Source organism: Streptomyces albofaciens JCM 4342 (genome assembly GCF_008634025.1).
Lineage (GTDB): Bacteria > Actinomycetota > Actinomycetes > Streptomycetales > Streptomycetaceae > Streptomyces > Streptomyces albofaciens.
Map to the genome: position 1 here is coordinate 2,273,928 of NZ_PDCM01000002.1, position 23,220 is coordinate 2,297,147.

Annotated in this window: 2 protein-coding genes and 1 pseudogene; all 3 read left to right on the forward strand. The window is 76.2% G+C overall.

Features of this window, described 5'->3' with window-relative positions:
* Nucleotides 1-112 precede the first annotated feature (112 nt).
* Nucleotides 113-4,789, forward strand: coding sequence for a condensation domain-containing protein (locus CP973_RS30010; protein WP_150247015.1), 4,677 nt, complete (start codon nt 113-115; stop codon nt 4,787-4,789).
* Entirely contained in the window at nt 4,786-13,260 is an 8,475-nt protein-coding gene (locus tag CP973_RS30015) for a non-ribosomal peptide synthetase (RefSeq protein ID WP_150247016.1), read from the forward strand. The genes CP973_RS30010 and CP973_RS30015 overlap by 4 nt, the downstream gene beginning before the upstream one ends.
* A pseudogene (locus CP973_RS30020) lies at nt 13,257-23,075 on the forward strand (amino acid adenylation domain-containing protein); the annotation flags it as partial. The gene CP973_RS30015 and the pseudogene CP973_RS30020, both read left to right, overlap by 4 nt.
* Nucleotides 23,076-23,220 lie beyond the last annotated feature (145 nt).

The following is a 23,220-nucleotide window of genomic DNA, read 5'->3' on the forward strand; positions in this document are numbered from 1 at the left end:
GGCACAGCATGTACCGGCACCTCGCCACAGCGCCTGAAAGCACCTCGGAACAGCGCGTACGAACACCTCGGCACCGCCGGGTATCCGCATCAGCAGTACAGGGGGAGAGCACATGACGAGCCGCCCGGCCGGGGACGACGACATCGCCGTGGTCGGCATCGGGCTGCGCCTGCCCGACGCGGACGACCTGGCGCACTTCCGCGCCAACCTCCGCGCGGGCCGGGACTCCGTGGGCCCGCTGCCGCCGGCCCGCGCGGCGGCGACCGGGCTGGACCCCGCCGCCGGCTACCTGCCCATGGGCCACCTCGCCGACATCACCGGCTTCGACCACTCCTTCTTCGGCCTCTCGCGCCGCGAGGCGGCCCTGATGGACCCGCAGCAGCGGATCGCCCTGGTGCTCGCGCAGGAGGCGGTGACCGACGCCGGATACGCGACGGCGGGCCTGCGGGACCACGCGGTGGCCGTCGTCCTCAGCTCCGCCGTCTCCAGTTACGGCGCGCCCGCCGCCGAACCGGGGGCGCTCAGCTCGCTGGGCAACGTCTCCTTCGGGCTGCCCGCGCGCATCGCCCACGCCCTGGGGCTGGCCGGGCCGTGCTACGCGATCGACACCGGCTGCAACAGTTCGCTGATCGCCGTCCACCACGCGAGCCGTGAACTGGCCTGCGGGGACGCCGAGTACGCCCTCGCGGGCGGCGTCAGCGTCCGCTGCGGCGCGCTGCCCGCGCAGGACGCCGCGGGGCTGGACGAGCTGGTGTCCCCCACCGGGCGCTGCCGGGCCTTCGACGCCGACGCGGACGGCACGGTGTCCGGCGAGGGCGGGGCGGTGCTGCTGCTGACCACGCTGGGGCGGGCCCGCGCGGACGGCGCCCCCGTACACGCGGTGCTCCGGGGCAGCGCCGTGCTGCACAACGGGCGGGCCGCCGCGACCCTCAGCACGCCGAGCGCGGCGGCGCAGGCGCGGGTGATCGCGCGGGCCTGGCGCTCGGCCGGTGCCGATCCCGCCGACGCCGGATATCTGGAGGCGCACGGTTCGGGGACCCGGCTCGGTGACGCGGTCGAACTGGAGGGGCTGGCCGCCGCGTTCGCGTCCCGTGGCGCGGGAGGGGACGCCACCGCCCGGCTCCCCCGCCTCCCGATCGGCTCGGTGAAGACGAACATCGGCCATCTCGACCACGCCGCCGGGATCGCGGGCCTGGTCAAGGCGGTGCTCAGCGTCCGGTACGGCGAGCTGTACCCGTCGCTGCACTTCACCCGGGCCACCGGTGGCGTCGATCTCGAAGCCGCCGGCCTGGAGGTCGTCACCGGGACACGTCCGTGGCCGGACCAGGAACCGGCCGGGCGGGAACGGGACCGGCTCGCCGGGGTCAGCTCGTTCAGCCTCGTCGGCGTCAACGCCCACTGCGTGGTGCAGCAGCCGCCGGAGTGGGGCGAGCGGGCGGCGGACGGGCGGGAGCCGGTGGCGGCCGAGGACGAGCCGGTGGCGGCCGAGGACGAGCGGGCGGCGGGCGGCCATGGGGCGCCGACGCTGGTCGCGGTGTCCGCCCGGAGCCGGGAGGCGCTGGCCACGCTGTGCGACCGCATGGCGGAGGCCCTGCACGCCGGCCGTCCGCGGCTGACCGACGTGGCCCTCACCCTCAACGGCGGGCGCGACCACTACGAGCACCGCATCGCCGTACCGGCCCGGGACTCCGGGGAACTGGCCCGGCGGCTCGCCGAACGGGCGGCGCGACAGGCGGCGACGCCGCCCGCCGGGGGCCGGGCCGCGGGCGTCGCCGGGCCCGCGGCGCCCAAGGTCGTGCTGCTGCTGTCGCCCGGCGCCCGGCCCGCAGGGGTGGAGCCCGGGCCACTGCCCGCCGCGCTGGAACCCCTGGCGGCGCGCCACGGATACCTGGCCGGCCAGCTGGCGGCCCACCGTGCGCTCACCCGCTGCGGGGTGCGGATCGACGCCGTACTCAGCGGCGGCGCGTCGCACTACCTGGCGCGGCAGTTGCGCGGCGAGCTGACCGGGCCGGAGCAGCTGCCCGCGGACACCGGGGAGGCCGTGCCGCCGGTCGACGCCGGGAAGCTGCTCGCGGTGGCGGACCGGCTGTCGGCCGACGGCCCGGTGGTCTTCGTGGAGCCCGCGCCCGACGGCGAGCTCGGTGCCCTGCTCGCCCCGCACCTGTCCGGGCGGAACGACGCCGAGGTGCTGGTGGCCGACGCGGACAGCGGCCTGCCGGGGCTGCTCGGCGGCCTGTACGAACGCGGGCTGGACCTCGACTGGTCCGCGGTGGACGCGCTCTGCGCGCGGGTGGCCGGGGCGGCGGACCGGGCACCGCGCCGGCTGCGGCTGCCGGGGCACCCGATGACGCCCAGCCGGTGCTGGACGGGGGCGCCACCGGTGCCACGCGCCCCCGGGGCCGGGGCGCCACGCACCCCGGAGCCCGGCACGCCGCCCGGCGACGCGACCGCCTGGCTGCGCACCGTCTTCGCCGAACTGCTCGGCACCGAGGGGGAGATCACCGCCGACACCGACTACTTCGCGCTCGGCGGCAACTCGATCATCGCCCTTCAGCTCATCGAACGGGTCGAGGCGCGCTACGGGTTCCGGCCCAGGCTGCTGGACGTGTACGAGCACCCCACGGTCGCCGGATTCGCGGGCCTGCTCACCGGCGCGGCCGCCGGGACGGCGGGTCCCGCCGCCGCGCCGCTGCCCCCGGTGGTGCCCCAGTCCGACCTGGTGATGTCCTTCGGCCAGGAGCGGATGTGGTTCCACCACCAGCTCGACAAGGACACCACGCTCTACAACCTGCCGATGGTCAGCCACGTACGCGGCCCGGTCGACGTGGAGGCGGTGCGCGGCATGTGGGAGGGCCTGGCCGCCCGCCACGAGGTGCTGCGGTCCAACTTCGTGGAGGTGGACGGGGCGCCCGCGCTCCGGATACGTCCGGAGCTCGGCGACTTCTTCCGGTACGCCGACGTGCGGACCGCGCCCGATCCGGCCGCCGCCGCCCGGGAGCTGGTGCGCGAGGCGGCCGGGCACCGCTTCGACCTGGCCGCGGACCCGCTGGTGCGGGTGCTGGTCGTACGGCTGGCCCCGGAGGAGCACGTCATCCAGGTGACGATGCACCACGCCGTCAACGACGGCGGCTCGCCGAAGGTCTTCGCGCGTGAGCTGCCGGAGCTGTACGCGGCGCACCGGGAGGGCCGCCCGCCGCGTCTCGCGCCGCTCCCCGTCCAGTACCGCGACTACGCCCGCTGGCAGCGCGACCTGCTGCGGTCCGCCGCACTCGACGGCGAACTGGACTACTGGAAGCGTCAGTTGGGTGACGCGCCACAGCTGGATCTGCCGACCGACCACCCGCGCCCGGCACGCAAGGACTTCGCGGGCGCGCTGCACGCCTTCTCCGTACCCGCCGCGGACATGCGGGCGCTGCGGGACCTGGCGGCCCGCGAGTCGGTCACCCTGTTCGTGGTGCTGCTGGCCGCCCTGTACCTGCTGCTGGCCCGCCGCAGCGGACAGCGCGACCTGGTCGTCGGCACCCCGACCACGGGCCGCAACCGCGGTGAGCTGCGGGACCTGATCGGATTCTTCAACAGTACGGTCGCCCTGCGCGCCGACCTGTCCGGCGACCCGGAGCTGCGGGAGGTGCTGCACGGCGTACGGGCCGTCGTCGCGGAGGCCATGGAGCACCAGGAGATCCCGTTCGACCGGGTGGTGCACGCGCTGGGCGGGGAGCGCGACCTCGGCCGCGCCCCGCTGTTCGACGTGTTCTACGTCCACCAGGACCTCCCGCCGATCCAGCAGATGGACGGCGCCTCGGTCGGGTACTTCGACGTGGACGGCTCTCCCGTCAACCGCTTCGGCGGGATGCCGGAGGGCACCGCGAAGTTCGACCTGACGCTGGTCACCTCGGACCGCGTGGGCGACGCGGCGATGGACGCCTGCCTGGAGTTCAGCACCCAGCTGTTCACCGCGGCGACGGCGGCCGGGCTGGTCGAGGAGTATCTGACGCTGCTGCGCCGGCTGGGGGCGCCGGGGGCGGGCGGAATCCGGCTGTCCGGGCTGCTGGGCCCGGCCCCGGAGGCCGTACCGGCCCTCACGGTCGCACCGGCCCCGGCGGTCGCTCCGGCGCCCGTCCATGAGCTGCTGGTGCCCACGGACCGGCCGCGCCGGCCGGACGGCCCGCCGCCCGTGCCGAGCGCCACGGCCGAAGAACCGCTCGGCGCGGAACTGGCCGACGCGCTGGCCGCCTTCGCGTCCCGCCGCGGGCCCGACGGCGCGCCTCCGCGTCACGACCCCCTGCACCTCGCACTGATCACCGGCTGGACAGTCCTGCTGGCCTGGATGTGCGGGCAGGACGACGTGTCGGTCGGAACGCCCGGCGGTCCGCTGACGGTCGGCCTGGGTGACGAGCCGGGGTTCGCGTCGCTGCTGGCCAGGGTCGGTGAGGCGCTGCCGGTCGCGGCCGGTGACGAACCGGAGCGGCCGGGCCCACGGGTGCGCTGCGACGGCCCCCAGCCGTCCGGCGGTCCCGCCCGTGCCGAAGGTGCCGCGGCCGAACTGGCCCTCTCCTGGCGCCCCGGCGACAGCGGCACCGGCGCCGTCCTGGTGCTGGCCTTCGCCCCCGAACTGTTCGACACCGCCACCGCCACGGGCCTGGCCGCCGGCCTCCGGCGGCTGCTCGCCGGCCTGCTGGCCGCACCGGACCTGCCGGTGCACGACGTGGCACCCGACTGCCTGGACGAGGACCCGGCCGCCGCCACCGAACCATCCGACGCCCCGGCCACCGGAACGAGGACCCCATGACCACAACTGTTCCGCTGCCGCTGAGCGCGGCCCAGCACGCCGTTCTGCTGGACGGCCGGGACCGGGCGTCCGACTGCCTGGCGCAGTACCTCGAAGTCGCGGAGACGGTACGGGCGGACGTGCTGCGCGAGGCCCTGCGCCGCGCCGTGGACGAGTGCGCGGCCCTGCGGACGGTGTTCCGCCGGGAGGCGGACGGTCCGGTTCAGGAGACCCTGCCGGACGCCGGTGCGGCGCCCGGCGTCGTGGAGGTCGATGTCCGTACCGGCCCGGATGCCGGGGACGCCGCGGTCGCGGAGTGGGTCGAGGCCGAACTCGCCCGCCCGCTCGACCCGTTCAGCGGACCGGCCTACCGGGTGGCGCTGTTCCTGTTGCCCGGCGGCCGGCTCGGCTGGTTCCAGCGCTTCCACCGGCTGGTCCTCGACGAGGCGGGCCTGGCCGCGTTCGCCGCGCGGGTGGGCGAGCACTGCGTCGCGGCGGCCGCCGGGGAGTCCGCGCCGCCGCTTGCGCCGGCCGCGCCTGCCGTCCGGCTCGCCGAGGAGGACGCGTACCGGCGCTCGCCCGGCCGCGCGGCCGACCACCGGTACTGGCGCGAGCTGCTGGCGGACGTGCCCGGCCCGGTCCCCGCGGTGCTCCCCGCCCCGCGCGGCGCGACGGCCCGCGTCGCGGACCGCGCCGGGCGCCTCGTACCGCTCGGCGCCGCCCCCGCCGAGCTCGCGCGGGCCGCGCGGCGCAGCGGCGGCGGTCCGGCGGCCGTGCTGCTGGCCGCGCTGGCGGTCCACGCCCACCGCCGTACGGGCTCCCGCGACCTGGTGCTCGGCCACTGGACGACGCCCGCCGGCCCCGGCGGCGCGGCCCTGGTCCCGGTGCGGCTCACCGTCACCCCGGACCTGACCTTCGCACAGGTCGCCCAGCGGGCCGGGGCCGCCCTGCGCCGCGCCCGGCGGCACCGGTTCCTCGCCGACGCCGACCTGCCGTGGAGCGCGCCGGCCGGTTACGGCGCGGTCGCCGCCTTCGAACCAGCCACCGGGAGCCCGGGCACCGTCGTCCGCACCTGGGGCCCGCCCGGCGAAGGGCTGTCGGTACGCGCCCGGGAGACGGCCGACGGCGACTGGCTCCTGGAGGTACGGGAGGGCGCCGCGCCGGACGACCGCGGGACCGGACACCGGCTGCCCCGGCTGCTGGCGCGCCTGGTGGCCGCGCCGGACGTCCCGGTGGGCCGGTTCGACCTGGCCGAGGCGGACGAACTGCGGCGTATGGAGGCCGAGTTCAACGCCACCGCGCTGGACGTACCGGACTCGACGGTGACCGCGGAGTTCGCGGCGGTCGTCCGCCGTACCCCCGGCGCGGTGGCGGTCCGCGGCCGGGACGGCACGCTCACCTATGCCGAGCTGAACGAGCGCGCCACCCGGCTCGCCGCCCGGCTCCGGCAGCAGGGCATCGGCCCCGAAGACCTGGTGGCCGTGGTGCTGCCCCGTACGACGGACATGGTCACCGCCGTGCTGGGAGTACTGCTGGCGGGTGCGGCGTATCTGCCCGTGGACCCCGCGTACCCGGCGGGCCGGATCGCGTTCCTGCTCGACGACGCACGGCCCCGGGCCGTCCTGACCAGCGCGGAGCAGGCGCCGCGCCTGCCCGGCGACGCCCCGCCCGCCGTGCTCCTCGACGCCCCCGCCCCTCCCTCCGGACGCCCGCTGCCGGCCCCCTCCGTACGGCCCGGCAACGCCGCCTACGTCATCTACACCTCCGGCTCGACCGGGCGGCCCAAGGGCGTGGTCGTCACCCACCGCGCCGTGCACAACTTCGCCCGCTGGTCCGCCGGCGCGCTGGGGCCGGAGGCCTTCACGCGGGTGCTCGGCGCGACCTCGCTCAGCTTCGACATGTCGGTCTTCGAGATCCTCGTCCCGCTGATGACCGGCGGCAGCGTGGAGCTGGTCGGCAACCTGCTGTCCCTGCTCACCGTCCCGGACTGGTCCGGCAGTCTGATCAACACCGTGCCGTCGGTCTACCGGAAGGTGATCGCGGCGGAGTGGGTGCGCGAACGCGCCGACCACTACGTCTTCTGCGGCGAGCCGCTCGGCGCCGACCTGGTCCGCGAGGTGCAGCGGCGCTCCCCCGGGGCGACGGTGCACAACATCTACGGGCCGACCGAGGTCACCGTCTACGCCACGTCCTGGCGCTGCCCGCCCCAGCGGCCGGACGACCCCACACCACCGCCCGTCGGCAGACCCGTCGCCAACGTCCGCTGCCATGTGCTGGACGCGGCGCTGCGCCCGGCGCCCGTGGGACACACCGGTGAGCTCTACCTGGCCGGTGACTACCTGGCCCGCGGCTACGCGGGCCGGCCGGGACCGACCGCCGAGCGGTTCCTCGCCGACCCCTTCGGCCCGCCGGGCGGCCGGATGTACCGCACGGGCGACCTGGCCCGGTGGAACGCCGACGGGCAGCTGGAGTTCATCGGCCGCACCGACCACCAGGTCAAGGTGCACGGCCACCGCGTCGAACCGGGCGAGGTGGAGGCCCGGCTGCTGGCGCTGCCCGGGACGGCCGCCGCCGCGGTGGTGGCGACCGACGACGGCGAGGGCGACCGGCGGCTGACCGCGTTCGCGGTCGCGGCCGAGGGGCACCGGCCCGACCCGGCGGCGGTCCGCGAACGGCTCGCCGCCGACCTGCCCGCTCCCCTGGTCCCGGCCGCGGTCGTCTTCGTCGACGCGCTGCCGCTCAACCCGAACGGCAAGACCGACCGGCCGGCCCTCCAGGCACGGGCCGCGGCGCTGCCCGCCACCGCCGCCGCCGACGGCACCGGGGCCCCGGCCACCGCCGTGGACGCCCTGCGGCAGGTCTTCGCACAGGTGCTGGACCGGCCCGAAGTCGGCCCGCACGACAGCTTCTTCGCGGTCGGCGGCGACAGCATCCGGTCGATCAAACTCGTCCGGCGGGCGCGCGAGGCGGGGTGGGTGATCCAGCCCGAGGACGTCTTCGAGCACAAGACGCCGGCGGGGCTGGCCGAGGTCGCCGTCGCGTACGTGCCCGAGCCGCGGCACACCTCCGTATCCGCGGAGGCACCCGCCCCGGTATCCGCAGAGGCGCCTGAAGCGCGGGTCCCGGGCGCGCCGCCGCGGGAGCCGCTGATCCGCCTCGACGCCCAGGAGCACGAGTGGCTGGCGCGGCACCACCCCGCCCACTCCGAGGTCCTGCCGCTCACCCCGCTCCAGGAAGGGCTGCTCTTCCACGGCCGGTACGACCGGGACGGCGAGGACGCCTACGTCATGCTGATGACGCTGGACATGACCGGTGACCTCGATGTCGCCGCCCTGCGCCGGGCCTGCGACCTGCTGTGCCACCGCCACCCCAACCTGCGGTCCGGCTTCGTGCAGCTGCCGTCCGGCCGCGCCGTCCAGGTCGTCCCCGAACAGGGCGCGGACTTCACGGAAGTGGACCTCTCCGGGCTGCCCGGGGCGCGGCAGCGGGCCGAGGCCGACCGGATCGTCGAGGCCGGGCGGCGCACCCGCTTCGACCCGGCCGACCCGCCACTGATCCGCTTCACCCTGCTGCGGCTGGGCGCGGACCGCTACCGGCTGCTCGTCACCGCCCACCACATCCTGCTCGACGGCTGGTCCAACCAGCTGTTCCTGCCGGAGCTGTTCGCCCTCTACCGCGCGCCCGAAGACGTCCCCGCGCCCACCCCGTACCGCGACTACCTCGACTGGCTGCACCGGCAGGACCGGCAGGCCTCGCTCCGCGTGTGGTGCGAGGCGCTGGGCGCCGGGGACGGCGAGGTGCCACGGCCCACGCTGCTGGCCCCGTCGGGACTGCACCGTACGTCGATGTGGCCCACCCGGCTCGCGCACGCCCTGACGCGGGAGCGGTCCGACGCGGTGACGGAGTGCGCCGCGCGGCACGGCGTGACCGTCAACACCCTGCTCCAGTGCTGCTGGGCCCTGCTGCTCGCGGAGTGGACCGGGCGCCCGGACGTGCTCTTCGGGACGATCGTCTCCGGGCGGTCGCCCGACGTGCCCGGTGTGGAGTCGATGGTCGGCTTCCTCATCAACGCCCTGCCGGTCCGGGTGCGGACCGTGCCGGACGAGACGCTGGGCGCCCTGCTGCGGCGCGTCCAGCGGGAGCAGTCGCGGCTGCTGGCCCACCATCACGTGGGCCTCACCGACATCCAGCGTGCGGTCGGCGCCGACGAGCTGTTCGACACCGCCCTGGTGTACGAGAACTTCCCGGCCGCCGGTGACCAGCGCGCGGCCCTGCCGGGGATCGAGATCACCGGGGCCACGAGCGAGACCGCCGGGCACTACCCGCTGTCGCTCATGGCGATCCCCCGGGGCGGCCGCCTGGAGTTCAACTTCCTCTACCGGCCGGACGTCTTCACCCGCGAGGCCGTCGACCGCATGCTGGCCCGGCTGCTGCGGCTGCTCACCACCCTGGTCACGGCCCCGGACACCCCGCTCGCCGCCCTCGACCTGCTCGACGCGGACGAGCACGCCAGGGTCGCCGCGTTCCGGGGCGGCGCCCGCACCGCGCCCCGGACCACCGTCACCGCGCTGCTGGACGCGCAGGCCGCCCGTACACCGGACGCTCCGGCCGTACGGTGGGCGGGCGGGACGGACGGCACCGACGACGGCGCCGAGTTGAGCTACGCCGAACTGCACGCCCGCGCCAACCGCACCGCCCGGGAGCTGGCCGCCCGCGGCGCCGGGCCCGAGAGCCACGTCGGGCTGCTGCTGCCGCGGTCGCCCGCACTGGCCGTGGCCCTGCTGGCGGTGCTCAAGGCGGGCGCCGCCGCCGTGCCCCTCGACCCGGACCACCCCGACGAGCGGCTGCGGCTGCTGCTGGACGACGCGCGACCGGTCCTCGTGATCACCGACCGGGAACACGCCGCGGCGGCCCCGCTCGACGGCGTCCCGGCACTCGTCCTCGACGACGCGGGGACGGCGGCGGCCATCGCCGCCCGTTCCGCCGGACCGCTGGACGACGGCGCCCGGTCCGCCCCGCTGCTCCCGGACCACCCCGCCTACCTGATCCACACCTCGGGAACCAGCGGCCGCCCCAAGGGAGTCGTGGTGCCGCACGGCGGGCTGCCCGGGGTGCTGCGCAGCACCGTCCCGGCGATCGGCACCGGGCCGGGCAGCCGCGTCCTGCAGTTCGCCTCGCCCGGGTTCGACGCGGGCCTGATGGACTTCTTCGAGACACTGACCAGCGGCGCGACCCTGGTGCTGGCCCCCAGGGACCAGCTGCGTCCGGGGCGTGCGCTGACGGACCTGGCCCACCGGGAACGGATCACCGGCGTCTTCCTGCCGCCCTCCGTGCTTGCCGTCCTGACACCCGGTGAGAGCCTGCCCCCGGGCACGCTCATCCGGTGCGGCGGCGAGGTGCTGCCCGCCGCACTGGCCGCGCGGTGGGCGGAACACCATCCCCTGGTCAACGCGTACGGGCCGACCGAGGCCACGGTCGCGGCGACGACCACCGAAGTCCTCGCGCCCGGCACCGGGGCGCCCGTCGGCCGGCCGGTCGACGGGACGGTGGTCCACCTGCTCGACACCGCGCTGCGCCCCGTCGGCCCCGGCCGCCCGGGCGAGGTGTACCTCGGCGGATCGGCGCTGGCCCGGGGCTACCTCGGGCAGGCGGCGGCGACCGCCGAGCGGTTCGTGGCCGACCCGTTCGCCCCCGGCGGCGGCCGGATGTACCGCACCGGGGACATGGCCCGCTGGAACGCCGACGGGCAGCTGGAATTCCTCGGCCGCACCGACCGGCAGGCCAAGGTGCGCGGCCACCGCGTCGAGCCGGGTGAGATCGAGGCGGCGCTGACGCGGCAGCCCGCCGTGGCGGGCGCGGCGGTGCGGCCGTGGGGCACGGCGCCGGACGGCATCCGGCTCGTGGCGTACGTCGTACCGGAACGGCAGCCCGTGGCGGATGGGACGGCCGGGCCCGCCACCGAGGCGGAGCTGCTCCGGGAGTGGGAAACCGTGTACGCGGACCTGCGCGACCAGGGCACCACCCCGCCCGGGCGGCGCGAGCCCTTCGCGGCGGACTTCTCGGGCTGGCAGAGCACGTACGACGGCTCGCCCCTCCCCGACGAGGAGATGCTGGAATGGCGGGCGGCGACCGTCCAGCGCGTGCGCGAACTGCGGCCGTCCCGCGTACTGGAGATCGGCGCCGGCAACGGCCTGATCCTGTCCGGTGTCGCCCCGCACTGCGACCGCTACGTGGCCACCGACTTCTCGCTCCCCGCCGTCGAGGGACTGCGGGCCGACCTGGCCCGCAGGCCGGAACTGGCCGCCCGCACCGAGGTGCGGCACCAGGCGGCACACGACTTCTCCGGCCTGGAACCCGGCGCGTTCGACGTGATCGTGCTCAACTCGGTGATCCAGTACTTCCCCTCGCGGGCCTACCTGCTGCGCGTCATCGAGGGCGCGCGGGAGCTGCTGGCGCCGGGCGGCGCGCTGTTCCTCGGCGATGTCCGCGACGCCCGGCTGCGCGACCGGCTGTTCACCGCCGCGGAGTACACCGCGGCGGCCCCCACCGCCCCGGTGTCCGCCGTCCTGCTCGCCGCCGGCCGGCGCACGCTCCTCGACGAGGAACTGGCCGTGGCACCGGAGTTCTTCGGCACCCTGGACGGGTGGGCCGGCGCGGACATCCGTCTCAAGCGCGGCCGGTACGACAACGAACTCACCCGGTACCGCTACGACGTGGTGCTCCACAAGGACGCCGGCCCCCGGGTGGTACCGGTCGGCGATGCCGTCCAGCTGCGGTGGGGCACCGATGTGCGCACGCCGGAGGAACTGGCGGCGCTGCTGCGCGCGGCGCCCGCCCCGATGCCCGTACGGGTACGCGGCATCCCGGACGCCCGGCTCGCCGCCGACACCGCGCTGCGCGACGCCCTCGTGTCCGCGCCGCCCGGCACCCGGGCCGGTGCGCTCGCCGACCCGCCGGCCGGGCCGGGCGTGCACCCGGAGGACCTGGCCGGCCTGGGCCCGGGGCTCGGCTACCGGGTGCTGGCGACGCCGTCCGCCGTCGGCGGCGAGTTCGAGGTGGTGCTGGTGCCCGGGGTGCCGGGGGACGGCGCCGAACGGTTCCGGGACGTCCATCTCCCCGGCCCGGCCACAGGCCGGGACACCGGTCCGGACGCCGTGCACGATCCGGCCGCCGCGGCCGGACTCGCCCGGCTGCCCGGCGCCCTGCTGGACGCCCTGCGCGGCACGCTGCCGGAGTACGCCGTGCCCGCCGCCGTCGTCGTACTGCCCGCGCTGCCCCGTACCCCCAACGGCAAGGTCGACCACGCCGCGCTGCCCGACCCGGAGCGCTCCGCGGGCAGCGCCGGGCGGGCGCCGCGCACCGCGCAGGAGCGCCGTCTGTGCGCGGTGTTCGCCGAAGTCCTCGGCCTGCCGTCGGTCGGCGTCGACGACAACTTCTTCGACCTGGGCGGGCACTCGCTGCTCGCCACCCGGCTGGCCCGGCGTCTGGAGACGGCGGGTGCCGGGCGGGTGGACACCTCGGTGGTGTACGCCGCGCCGACCGTCGCCGCCCTCGCCGCCCACCTCGGTACGGACGACCCGCGGCCGTTGGCCTTCGACGTCCTGCTGCCCCTCCGCCCGGTCCGCACAACGGACGGCGGTACGGGCCGGGACCACCGCGCCGGCGACGGCCCGCCGCCGCTGTTCTGCGTCCACCCGGCGGGCGGGATCGGCTGGATGTACGCCGCCCTGATGCGGCACCTGGGCAGCGAACGCCCGCTCTACGCGTTGCAGTGCCGCGGCCTGGACGGCGGTGGCCGACTCCCGGGATCGGTCGAGGAGATGGCGGCCGACTACCTCGCCGAGATCCGTTCGGTGGCCCCCACCGGACCGTACGACCTGCTCGGCTGGTCGTTCGGCGGGATGGTCGCGCACGCCATGGCGACCGCCCTCCAGGAGCAGGGCGAGACGGTCCGCACGCTGGCGCTGCTCGACGCGTACGTGCTGGCCGACGTCCCCGGGCTGCCGCCGGCCGACGCGTTCGGCAGCGAGCGGGCGCTGTACGGCGCGCTCCTGGACTACGCCGGACTGCCCGCCGGCACGGACGGCCCCGGCGCCTGGACGACGCCCGACGACCTCACCCCGGAACGGTTCCTGGAGATCGTCCGCACCACCGACAACCCGCTCTCCGGCATCCGCGCCGAGCAGCTGCTCGCGATGGGACGGGTCTACCGCAACAACGTCGCCCTCGCCGCGGACTTCCGCCCCGCGAAGTTCGCCGGCGACCTGCTCTTCGTCGCCGCCCGCCGGGACGTGCCGGACCCGGTCCCCGCGCTCACCCCCGAGCTGTGGACCCCGTACGTCACCGAAGGCCGCGTCCGGGTGCACCACAGCGACTTCGCCCACCCCGACCTGGGCAGCCCCGCCGCGCTCGCCGGGATCGGCCGCCTCCTGACCACCGCACCGCGCACGCGCGGCCCGCACGCCACGCACGAGAGGAACCGGACGCCATGACGGAGGGGACGGACCGTGCGGCCGCGCGCGGCAAGAGCGCGGCGGAGCGACGGTGGCCGCTGACCGCGGCGCAGTCCGGCATCTGGTTCGGCCACGAACTCGACACCACCGGGCGGCGCTACAACGTCGGCCAGTACGTGCGGCTGCACGGCCCCCTGGACGAGGGGTGCTTCGAGAAGGCGTTGCGCTCGGCCATGGCCGACAGCGAATCCCTGCTGGTGCGCTTCGCGCGGACGCCTGAGGGCATCGTCCAGGTCCTCGCCCCGGACGCCGCCGACCGGCCGCCGCACCGCACGGACCTCAGCGGCCACCCCGACCCGGCGGCCGCGGCACGGCGGCACATCGCCGCGCTGTACGACGTTCCGTACGACCTGACCGCCGCACCGCCCTTCGACCACCATCTGATCAGGACCGGCGCGGCGGAGTACTGGTGGTGCATCAAGATGCACCACCTGCTGGTGGACGGCGTGTCCATCGCGGCCCTCATCCGCCGTGTCGCCGCCGCGTACACGGCGCTGTGCGCCGGCGGGCCGCTGCCCGGGGGCCCGTTCGACTCGCTGGACACCCTGGTCGCCGAGGACCGCGCGTACCGCCGGTCGGACCGGTTCCGCGGCGACGCCGCGTTCTGGGCGGAACGGCTGGCCGGTACCGGGGAGGCGCCCCACTTCTCCGCCGGTCCGGTCTCCCCGGACGCGGCGGAGCATCTGCGGCACGGCGCACGGCTGGAGCGCGGACGCTGGGCGCGGGTACGGGAACGGGCCGAGGAGTGGGGCGAGCGCTGGCCGTCCGTCTTCTCGGCGGCGGCCGCCCTGGCGCTGCACGCCGACACCGGGCAGCGCGACATCGTCCTCGGCCTGGCGGTACCGGCACGCAACGGCCGCCTCCGGAGGGAGGCCCTCGGCACGGTCTCCAACGTGCTGCCGCTGCGGGTGCGCGTCGACCCGGCGGCAACCGTCGAGAGCCTGGTACGGGCCGTGGCGGCGGAAACCCGGGAAATCCTGCGCCACCAGCGCTACCGCCTGGAGGACATGCTCCGCGACGCCGCCGCCCTCCTCGACGAGCAACGGCTCGTCGGACCGCGGCTCAACATGATGTCGATGGACCGCGACCTGGACTTCGGCGGCATTCCGGCCACCGTCCACGAGATCTCCCCCGGCCTGACCGACGGCTTCACCATCGGCGTCTACGACAACGGCGAACCGGACCTGCGCGTCGACGTGGACGCGGGCGGCCGCCGCTACGGGCCGGCCGACGCGCAGGGGCAGCTCGGGCGGTTGCTGGAGCTGGTCGGGGCGGTGGCGGAGTGCGGGGCGGGGACCCGGATCGGGGCGTTGCGCACCGGCTCCCCGGAGGCGGCGGAGGTGTGCCCGTCCCCCGCCGGTACGCGGACTCCGGTGGCCGCCTCCGACACCCTGGACACCCTCGTCGGCCTCGTCGGGCGGCAGATCGCCGCCAGGCCCGGCGCGACGGCGGTGGTGTGCGGCCGGGACCGGCTGTCCTACGCCGCGCTCGACGCCCGCGCGGAGCGGCTGGCCCGCGCCCTGCGCGCCGAGGGCGCGGGGCCCGGCCGGCTGGTGGCGGTGGCGCTGCCCCGGTCGACGGATCTGGTGGTGGCCCTCCTCGCCGTACTGCGGACCGGTGCCGCGTACCTCCCGCTCGACCCCGCGTCCCCGCCGGACCGGCTGACCGCGATCCTGGCCGACGCGGCGCCGGCGCTGGTGATCGCGAATCCGCACCCGGGCGAGCCGGGTGCGTCGGGTGCGATGGATACGTCGGATGCGACGGACGTGTCAGGTGCGTCGGATGCGATGGGCGTGCCGGGGGCGACGGAAGCGTACGACGTGCCGGTGGTACGGCCGGACGCCGAAGCCCCGGCGGACGGCGCGGACGGCCCCCGCCATGTGCCCCGGCCCGCCGACCCCGCCTACGTCATCTACACCTCCGGCTCGACCGGCCGCCCCAAGGGCGTGGTGGTCACCCACCACAACGTGGCCCGGCTGCTCACCCACAGCACCGCCCGCTTCGGCTTCGACCACACGGACGCCTGGACGCTCTTCCACTCCTACGCCTTCGACTTCTCGGTCTGGGAGATCTGGGGCGCCCTCGCGCACGGCGCCCGGCTGGTGGTGGTGCCCGAGGACATCACCCGTTCCCCCGCCGAGTTCCTGGACCTGCTGGTGGCCGAGCGGGTGACCGTGCTCAACCAGACGCCGTCGGCGTTCACCCAGCTCGCCGAGGCCGACGCGGCACGCCCGGAGGTGGGCGCCCGGCTGCGGCTGCGCCATGTCGTCTTCGGCGGCGAGGCGCTGGAGCCGTGGCGGCTGGCCGGCTGGTACACCCGGCACGCGGACGACGCGCCGCACCTGGTCAACATGTACGGCATCACCGAGACCACCGTGCACGTCACCGACGGGCCGCTGGACTCCTCGGCAGCCGCCGGCACCGTCGCCGGCATCGGCAGGCCGCTGCCCGACCTGCGGGTGCGCCTGCTGGACGCCGCGCTGCGCCCGGTGCCGCCGGGCGTCCCGGCGGAGATCCACGTCTCCGGGCCCGGCGTCGCCCTCGGCTATCTGCACCGCCCGGGGCTGACCGCCCAGCGGTTCGTCGCCGACCCGTACGGCCCGCCCGGCAGCCGGATGTACCGCAGCGGCGACCTGGCGCGGTGGCGGGCCGACGGGAGTCTGGAGTACCTCGGGCGCGGCGACCGGCAGGTGAAGATCCGCGGATTCCGGATCGAGCCCGGCGAGGTCGAGGCCCGGCTGGCGGAGCTGCCCGGCGTCGCGGACGCCGCCGTCCTCGCCACGGAGTACGGTCCGGGCGACCGCCGCCTCGTCGCCTACCTGGTGCCGGACGGCGCCCCGCCCGACCCGGACGACGTGGCGCGGCGGGCGGCGCGGGTGCTGCCCGGCCACATGGTGCCGTCCGCGTTCGTCCTGGTGGACGCGTTCCCGCTGTCGGTGAACGGCAAGCTGGACGAACGGGCGCTGCGCCGCCTCTCCACGGAAGGGCCGGTCACGGGCCCGAAGCCCGGCCGGGCGCCGTCGGGTGAGCTGGAGACGGCCGTACACCGGCTGTTCGGCGAGGTGCTGGGGGCGGCGACCGGTGAAGGACCCGGGGCGGTGACCGGCGAAGGACCGGAAGCGGCGACCGGCGAGGAACTGGGGGCGGCGACCGGCGGGGTACCGGACACGGAAGCCAGTCTGCCGCGTACGCCGTCCTTCGGCGTCGACGCGAACTTCTTCGCGCTCGGCGGCGACTCGTTGCTGGCCAACCGGCTCGTCATGCGGCTGTGCGCGGAACTGCCCGCGACACTCTCGGTACGCGACGTCTTCCGGCATCCGACGGTCGCCGGGATAGCCGCGCTGATCGACGGCTCGGGCACCGGCGCGCGAGAGGCGGCGGCGCTCCGCCCGGCCGCCGGTCCCCGCCCGGCACGCGTCCCCGCCTCGTACGCCCAGCGCAGCCTGTGGTTCCTGCACCGGCTCGGCGGCCAGGAGTCGACGTACCACATCCCGCTCGCCGCCCGGCTCTCCGGACCGCTGGACACCGAGGCGCTGCGGGCCGCGGTCACCGACGTACAGAACCGCCACGAGAGCCTGCGTACCGTCTTCCCCGACACCGACGGCGAGCCCTGCCAGCACATCCTGGAAGCCCCCGACGCCCCCTTCACCGTCCTGCCGGCGGACGAGGACGGCCTGCCCGAGGCGCTGGCCGCCCACGCCCGCGCTCCCTTCGACCTGCTGACCGAAGTCCCCTGGCGCGTCACCCTGTTCGCCCTGGCCCCCGACACCCACGTCCTGCTGCTCGTCGTCCACCACATAGCCGCCGACGAGCACGCGCTGCGCCCCCTGCTGCGCGATCTGGCCGCCGCCTACGAGGCGCGGTCGTCCGGCCGCGGCCCGGCGCTGCCACGCCTGCCTTTGCAGTACGCCGACTTCACGCTGTGGCAGCGCGGAGTCCTGGGCGGCGAGGATGATCCGGACAGCTTGCTGTCGGCCGAACTCGCCCACTGGCGAACGGCGTTGCTCGGCTCACCGGTGGAACTCCCCCTCCCGGCGGACCACCCCCTGCCCGCGGTGCCCGCCCACCCCGGCGGCACGGTGGCCTTCACACTGGACGCCGCCCTCGGGACCCGCCTCGCCCGGTTCGCCGCGGCCCGCGGGGCGACGGCCTTCATGGCCCTGCACGCCGCCGTGGCGTGCCTGCTCAGCAGGTTCGGCGCGGGGACGGACATCCCCGTCGGCACGGTCACGGCGGGCCGCACCGACCCGTCGCTCGACGACCTGGTCGGCTTCTTCGCCCAGACCCTCGTCCTGCGTACCGACCTGTCGGGCGGCCCCGGCTTCGCCGCCGTCCTGGACCGCGTCCGGGAGACCGACATCCGGGCGTTCGCGCACGAGGCGCCGTTCGACCGGGTGGTGGAGGCGGTCGGCCCGCCCCGCGCGCTGGGCCGCCACCCGCTCTTCCAAACCATGATCACCATGCATGGACGGCAGCGGACCGCCCTGCGGCTGCCCGGCCTCGACTGCGCCCCGCTCCCCCTGGACCGGGCGATGGCCAAGTTCGCGCTGCTCTTCGAGTTCACCGAGGGCGGTGACGGCCGTTTCGAAGGCACCCTCGAATACGCCGCCGACGCCTTCCGCCGGGAGACGGCCGAGCTGTTGGTACGCGGGCTGGAACGGCTGGTGCGGGGCGCCCTGGAGGAGCCCGAGCGGCCGTACGAGACGCTCCCGGTCGTGGAGCCGGGGGAGGAAGAGCGGGTGCGCCTGCCGGAACCGGCGCCGGCCGCCGCCGCGCCGGCCGCCTCACCCCCGGCCGCATCGGCCGCTTCCGCCGCCGAGGACCTCCTCTCCGCCCTCTTCCGCTCCCTTCTGGGCAGGACGGAGATCGACCCCGACGTCAGCTTCTTCCAGCTCGGCGGCGACAGCATCCTCGCCGTCCAGCTGGTCACCCGGGCCCGCGCCGGCGGCGTGCTGATCAGCCCGCGGGACGTCTTCACCCACCAGAGCGTGCGCGCCCTCGCCACGGCGGCCGACCGGGCCGTGCCCGCCGCCGTACCGGAGGGCGCCGGACACCGGGCCCTCGGCGAGCTGCCGGCCACCCCGATCATGGACTGGCTCGCCTCGCTCGGCGGCCCGGTGGACGGCTTCGCGCAATCCGTGGTGTGCCGGCTGCCCCGTACGGCCACCCTCGGCACCCTGCGCACGGCGCTCCAGCACCTCATCGACCACCACGACGCGTTGCGGCTGCGGTGGGGCGGCCCGGCGGAGACGCCGTGGCGCTTCACGGTCCGCCCGCCGGGTGCCGTACGCGCGGACGCCGTGCTGCACCGCGTCTCCCTCGCCCGCGAGGGCATCGCCGACGGCGACCGGGCCGGACGGGACCGGCTGATCGACGAGCAGCGCCGCGAGGCACGCAGACGGCTGGACCCGGCGTCCGGCGTGCTGCTCCGGGCCGTCTGGCTCGACGCACCGGACGGGGGCCGACTGCTGCTGGTCGTACACCACTTCGCGGTGGACGGCGTTTCCTGGCGCATTCTGCTGCCCGACCTGGCGGCGGCGCACACCGCGGCCGTACGCGGAGAGCGGCCCGAACTGCCGCCGGTACCGACGCCGTTGCGTTCCTGGGCCCTGGCCCTGCGGTCGGCAGCGGATTCCCCGCGCCTCCAGGCGGAGGCGGAGTGGTGGCGGGCCCTGGCCGCCCGTGCCGCCGGGCCGGTCGGCAGCCGTCCGCTCGACCCGGCGCGGGACACCGTCGCCACCACCGACTCACTCAGCACCGTGCTCGGCGCCGACGAGACCGCGCCCCTGCTCGCCGAGGTCCCGGACGCCTACCGCACGGCAACCCGGGACGTGCTGCTGGCCGCCCTGTCCATGGCGCTGCACCGATGGCCGGGCAACGCCTCGGGCGGGCCGGTGCTCGTGGACGTCGAGGGGCACGGGCGGGACATCGACCCGGGCGAACTGACCGGCGACCGCAGCGGGACGCCCGCCCTGGATGTCTCACGGACCGTCGGCTGGTTCACCGTCCTGCATCCGGTGCTGCTGGACGCCCGTGCCGAGGACTGGGACGCGATGCGGACGGCGGGCGCCGGGCTGGCCCGCGCCGCCCGGCACATCGCCGACCACCTGCGCGCCATCCCGCACCGGGGCGCGGGCCACGGCCTGCTCCGCCGCCCCGGCGGACGGCTGGAGGACGTTCCCGGCGCCGGGATCGCCTTCAACTACCTGGGCCGTTTCGACACCCAGGAGCCCGGTGACTGGGAGCTGGAACCGGGCAGCTTCCGGGGCGAGGCGGACCCCGCGCTGCCGGTCGCCCACGCGCTCTCCGTCGACATCTTCGTGGAGCAGGGCCCGGACGGTCCGCGCATGCGCGCGGTGTGGACCTGGCCGGACGGTGTCCTGGACGCCGGTTCCGTCCGCGCACTGGCCGACTCCTGGCACACCGTACTGACCTCCTTCGTACGGCACCGTGGCGCACCGGCCGAGCCGGTCCCGCGGACCCCGTCGGACTTCCCGCTGGTCCGCGTGGAACCGGCCCGGCTGGCCGCCCTGGAAGCCGCTTACGGCGGACTCGCCGACCTGTTGCCGCTCTCGCCGCTCCAGACGGGTCTGCTCTTCCACACCCTGTACGAGACGGGGGCGGCGCACGGGCCCGAGGGAACGGGTGACGCCGCGGCGCCCGACCGCCTCCCGCCCCGCCCCGACCCCTACCTCGTCCAGCTCGCCCTCGACCTGACCGGCCCCCTCGCCCCCGGCCGGCTGCGGACCGCCGCCGAGGCCCTGCTGCGGCGGCACCCCCACCTCGGCGGCGCGTTCCTGGCCGACGACGGCGCGCACCGGCCCATGCTGGCCGTACCGTCCGCCGTCGAGGTGCCGTGGCGCACGCTCGACCTCACCGACGTGCCCGAACCCGGGCGGGACGAGCGGGCGGCGGAGGCGGCCCGGGAGGACCGCCGCCCCTTCACCCCCGACATCCCACCGCTCCTGCGCTTCACCCTCCTGCGGCTGGCCGAGGACCGCTGGCGGCTCATCTTCACCCACCACCATGTACTGCTCGACGGCTGGTCGGTGCCGCGCGTCCTCAAGGAACTCTTCGCCCTGTACGAGGGCACCGCGCTCGCACCCGCTCCCCCGTACAACGCGTACCTGCGCCTGCTCACCCAGCGGGACGCCGAAGCCGCCCGCGCCGCCTGGCGGGCGGCGCTCAGCGACTGCGTTCCCACCCGGGTCGGACGGGACTCGCAGGAAGGCCGGGACTCGCAGGGAGGCCAGGACGAACGGGAACGCGTCGCGGAGCCCGCCGAGTGCCACACGTTCACGCTGCCGGACACGACCGCGGCAGGCCTGGCGGCACGGGCGGCCGAGTGGGGCGTCACCCTCAACACCGTCGTCCAGACCGCCTGGTCCCTGCTGCTCGCCCACCTCACCGGGCAGGACGACATCGTCTTCGGCATCACCGCCGCCGACCGCCCGGCCACCCTCCCGGACGCGGAACGCCTGGTCGGGCTGCTCCTCACCACCGTCCCGCTGCGGGTACGGCTGCGCCCCGGCACCCCGCTGTCCGGCCTCGCCCGGCAGATCCAGCGGGACCGCGCGGGCCTGTGGGACCACGACCACCTGGGGCTCGCCGCCATCGAGGAGGAAGCGGGCACCGGCTCCCTCTTCGACTCGGCCGTGGTCTTCGAGAACTACCCGCTCGACACACAGGAGTTGGCCGCACCGGCCGCCGGGATCCGGGTCGGCGCCATCGAGGTGCACGACGGTACGCACTACCCCCTGGCCCTCGTGGTGCTCCCCCGCGACGGCCGGCTCACCTTCCGGCTCACCGTCCGCCCGGCCGCCGTCGCCTGGTGCGGCGGTGCCGGCGCACTCCGCGAACGGCTGCTGGCCGCCTGCACCGCACTGGCCGAACAGGGCGACGACCGCCCGGCGGGCCGTATCCGGCTGCTGCCCGCGGCGCCGGAGTCGGACGTCCTCCGGCTGGGGGCCGGGGAGCCCGCCCGGCAACCGCGTGACGACGAGGGCGCCGCTCCGATACCGGACGGCACGTCCCTCGCCGCCGCCTTCGAAGCCGTGGCGGCCGCCCATCCGGACCGGGTGGCGCTCTGGTACGAGGGTGGGCAGCTCAGCTACGGCGCGCTCAACCGCCGGGCCAACCGGCTGGCCCGGCACCTGGCCCGCGAAACCGCCGGCCCCGAGGCGCCGGTGAGCGTCGGCCCTGACGCACCGTCGGGTGTCGGTCCCGGCACACCGGCGGCTGTCGGCCCCGGCACCCCGGTGGGCGTCGCCCTCCGCCGCTCACCCGAAGTGGCGGTCGTCTTCCTGGCCCTGGCCAAGCTGGGCGCCGTCTGCGTCCCGCTGCACAGCGGCTTCCCCGCCGAGCGCGTCCGCTGGATCCTCGACCGCACCGGCACCACGCTCGTCCTCGACGACCGCACCCTCGCCGCCCGGGAAGCCCGGGCGACGCGTACGGAAAGCTCCGCCGACCTCCGTACCCCGCTCCTCGCCGACGCGGTCGCCTGCGTCATGTTCACCTCGGGCTCCTCCGGCGAACCCAAGGGCGTCGAGGTCACCCACCGCAACATCCTGGCGCGCGCGGGCGACCCGGCCTGGCAGGGCCCCGACCACGACCGGATGCTCTTCCACTCCCCGTATTCCTGGGACACCACCGTCTACGAGCTGTGGATGCCGCTGCTCACCGGGCGCCGTGTCGTGGTGGCACCGCCGGGCGACCTGGAGCCCGGGGACTACCGCCGGATCATCACGGCGGGCGGCGTCACCGCCGCCTGGCTGACCGCGGGCCTCTTCGACGTCCTCACCGACCAGGACCCCGGCGCGCTGCGCGGCCTGCGCCGCATCTCCACCGGCGGCGACGTCGTCTCCCCGGCCGCCGTCCACCGCGTCCGTCGAGCCGCTCCGCACCTCCATGTGGCCAACCTCTACGGCCCCGTGGAGAACACCACCTTCTCCCTCGGCCACGACATCGCCGCTCCCCAACCGGACAGCGCGGTGGAAACCCCCCTGCCCATCGGCCGCCCCCTGACCGGAACCCGTGTCCTCGTGCTCGACTCCGCCCTGCGGCCCGTACCGAGGGGCGTACCGGGCGAGATCTACCTCGCCGGCGCGGGCCTCGCCAACGGCTACCACCGCGCCCCCGCGCGCACTGCGGCCCGCTTCGTCGCCGACCCGTACGGCCCGCCCGGCAGCCGCATGTACCGCACCGGCGACCTGGGCCGGTGGGACGCCGGGGGACGGCTGCGCTTCCTGGGCCGCCAGGACCGCCAAGTCAAGATCAACGGCTTCCGGATCGAACCCGGCGAGGTGGAAGCGGCCCTGCGCCGGGAACCCGGGGTGACCGGCGCCGTGGTGACCGTCCGCGGCACCGGTACGGCGGGCCGCGCCCTGATCGCCTACGTCACGCACACCGGCCGCCCGGGAACCGCCGGTCCGGACACCGCGGGGTTGAACACCGCCGGTCCGGACGCCACGGGTCCGGACACCGCGGACCTGGACACCGAGGCCCTGCGTACCCGCCTGACCGCCCGCCTCCCCCGTCACCTCGTACCCGCGGCCATCATTCCCCTCGACGCCCTCCCCCTCGGCACCAACGGGAAGATCGACCTGGCCGCCCTCCCCGCCCCCCACACCGCACGTCCCACCGAACCCCGCACCCCCCGCCAGGAAATCCTCGCCACCATCTTCCGCGAAGTCCTGAACCTGGACACAGCGGTCGGCACCACGGACAACTTCTTCGCCCTCGGCGGCAATTCGCTCTCCGCCATCCGGCTGGCCGGCCGTGTCCGGGCCGCCCTGCACCACCCGGTCTCCATACGCGACCTCTTCGAGGCCCCCACCGTCCTGGCCCTGGAATCCCGCCTCACCAGCGCGGCCCCCGGCACCACCGCCCCGACGGCCCCCGGCCGGCAACCGCCCCATCCCCCCGCCCCGCCCCCATCCC

What these genes read in the sequence shown, in the direction of transcription:
- CP973_RS30015 (WP_150247016.1), top strand. Translation starts at nt 4,786, where the DNA reads ATGACCACAACTGTTCCGCTGCCGCTGAGCGCGGCCCAGCACGCCGTT.
- CP973_RS30010 (WP_150247015.1), top strand. Translation starts at nt 113, where the DNA reads ATGACGAGCCGCCCGGCCGGGGACGACGACATCGCCGTGGTCGGCATC.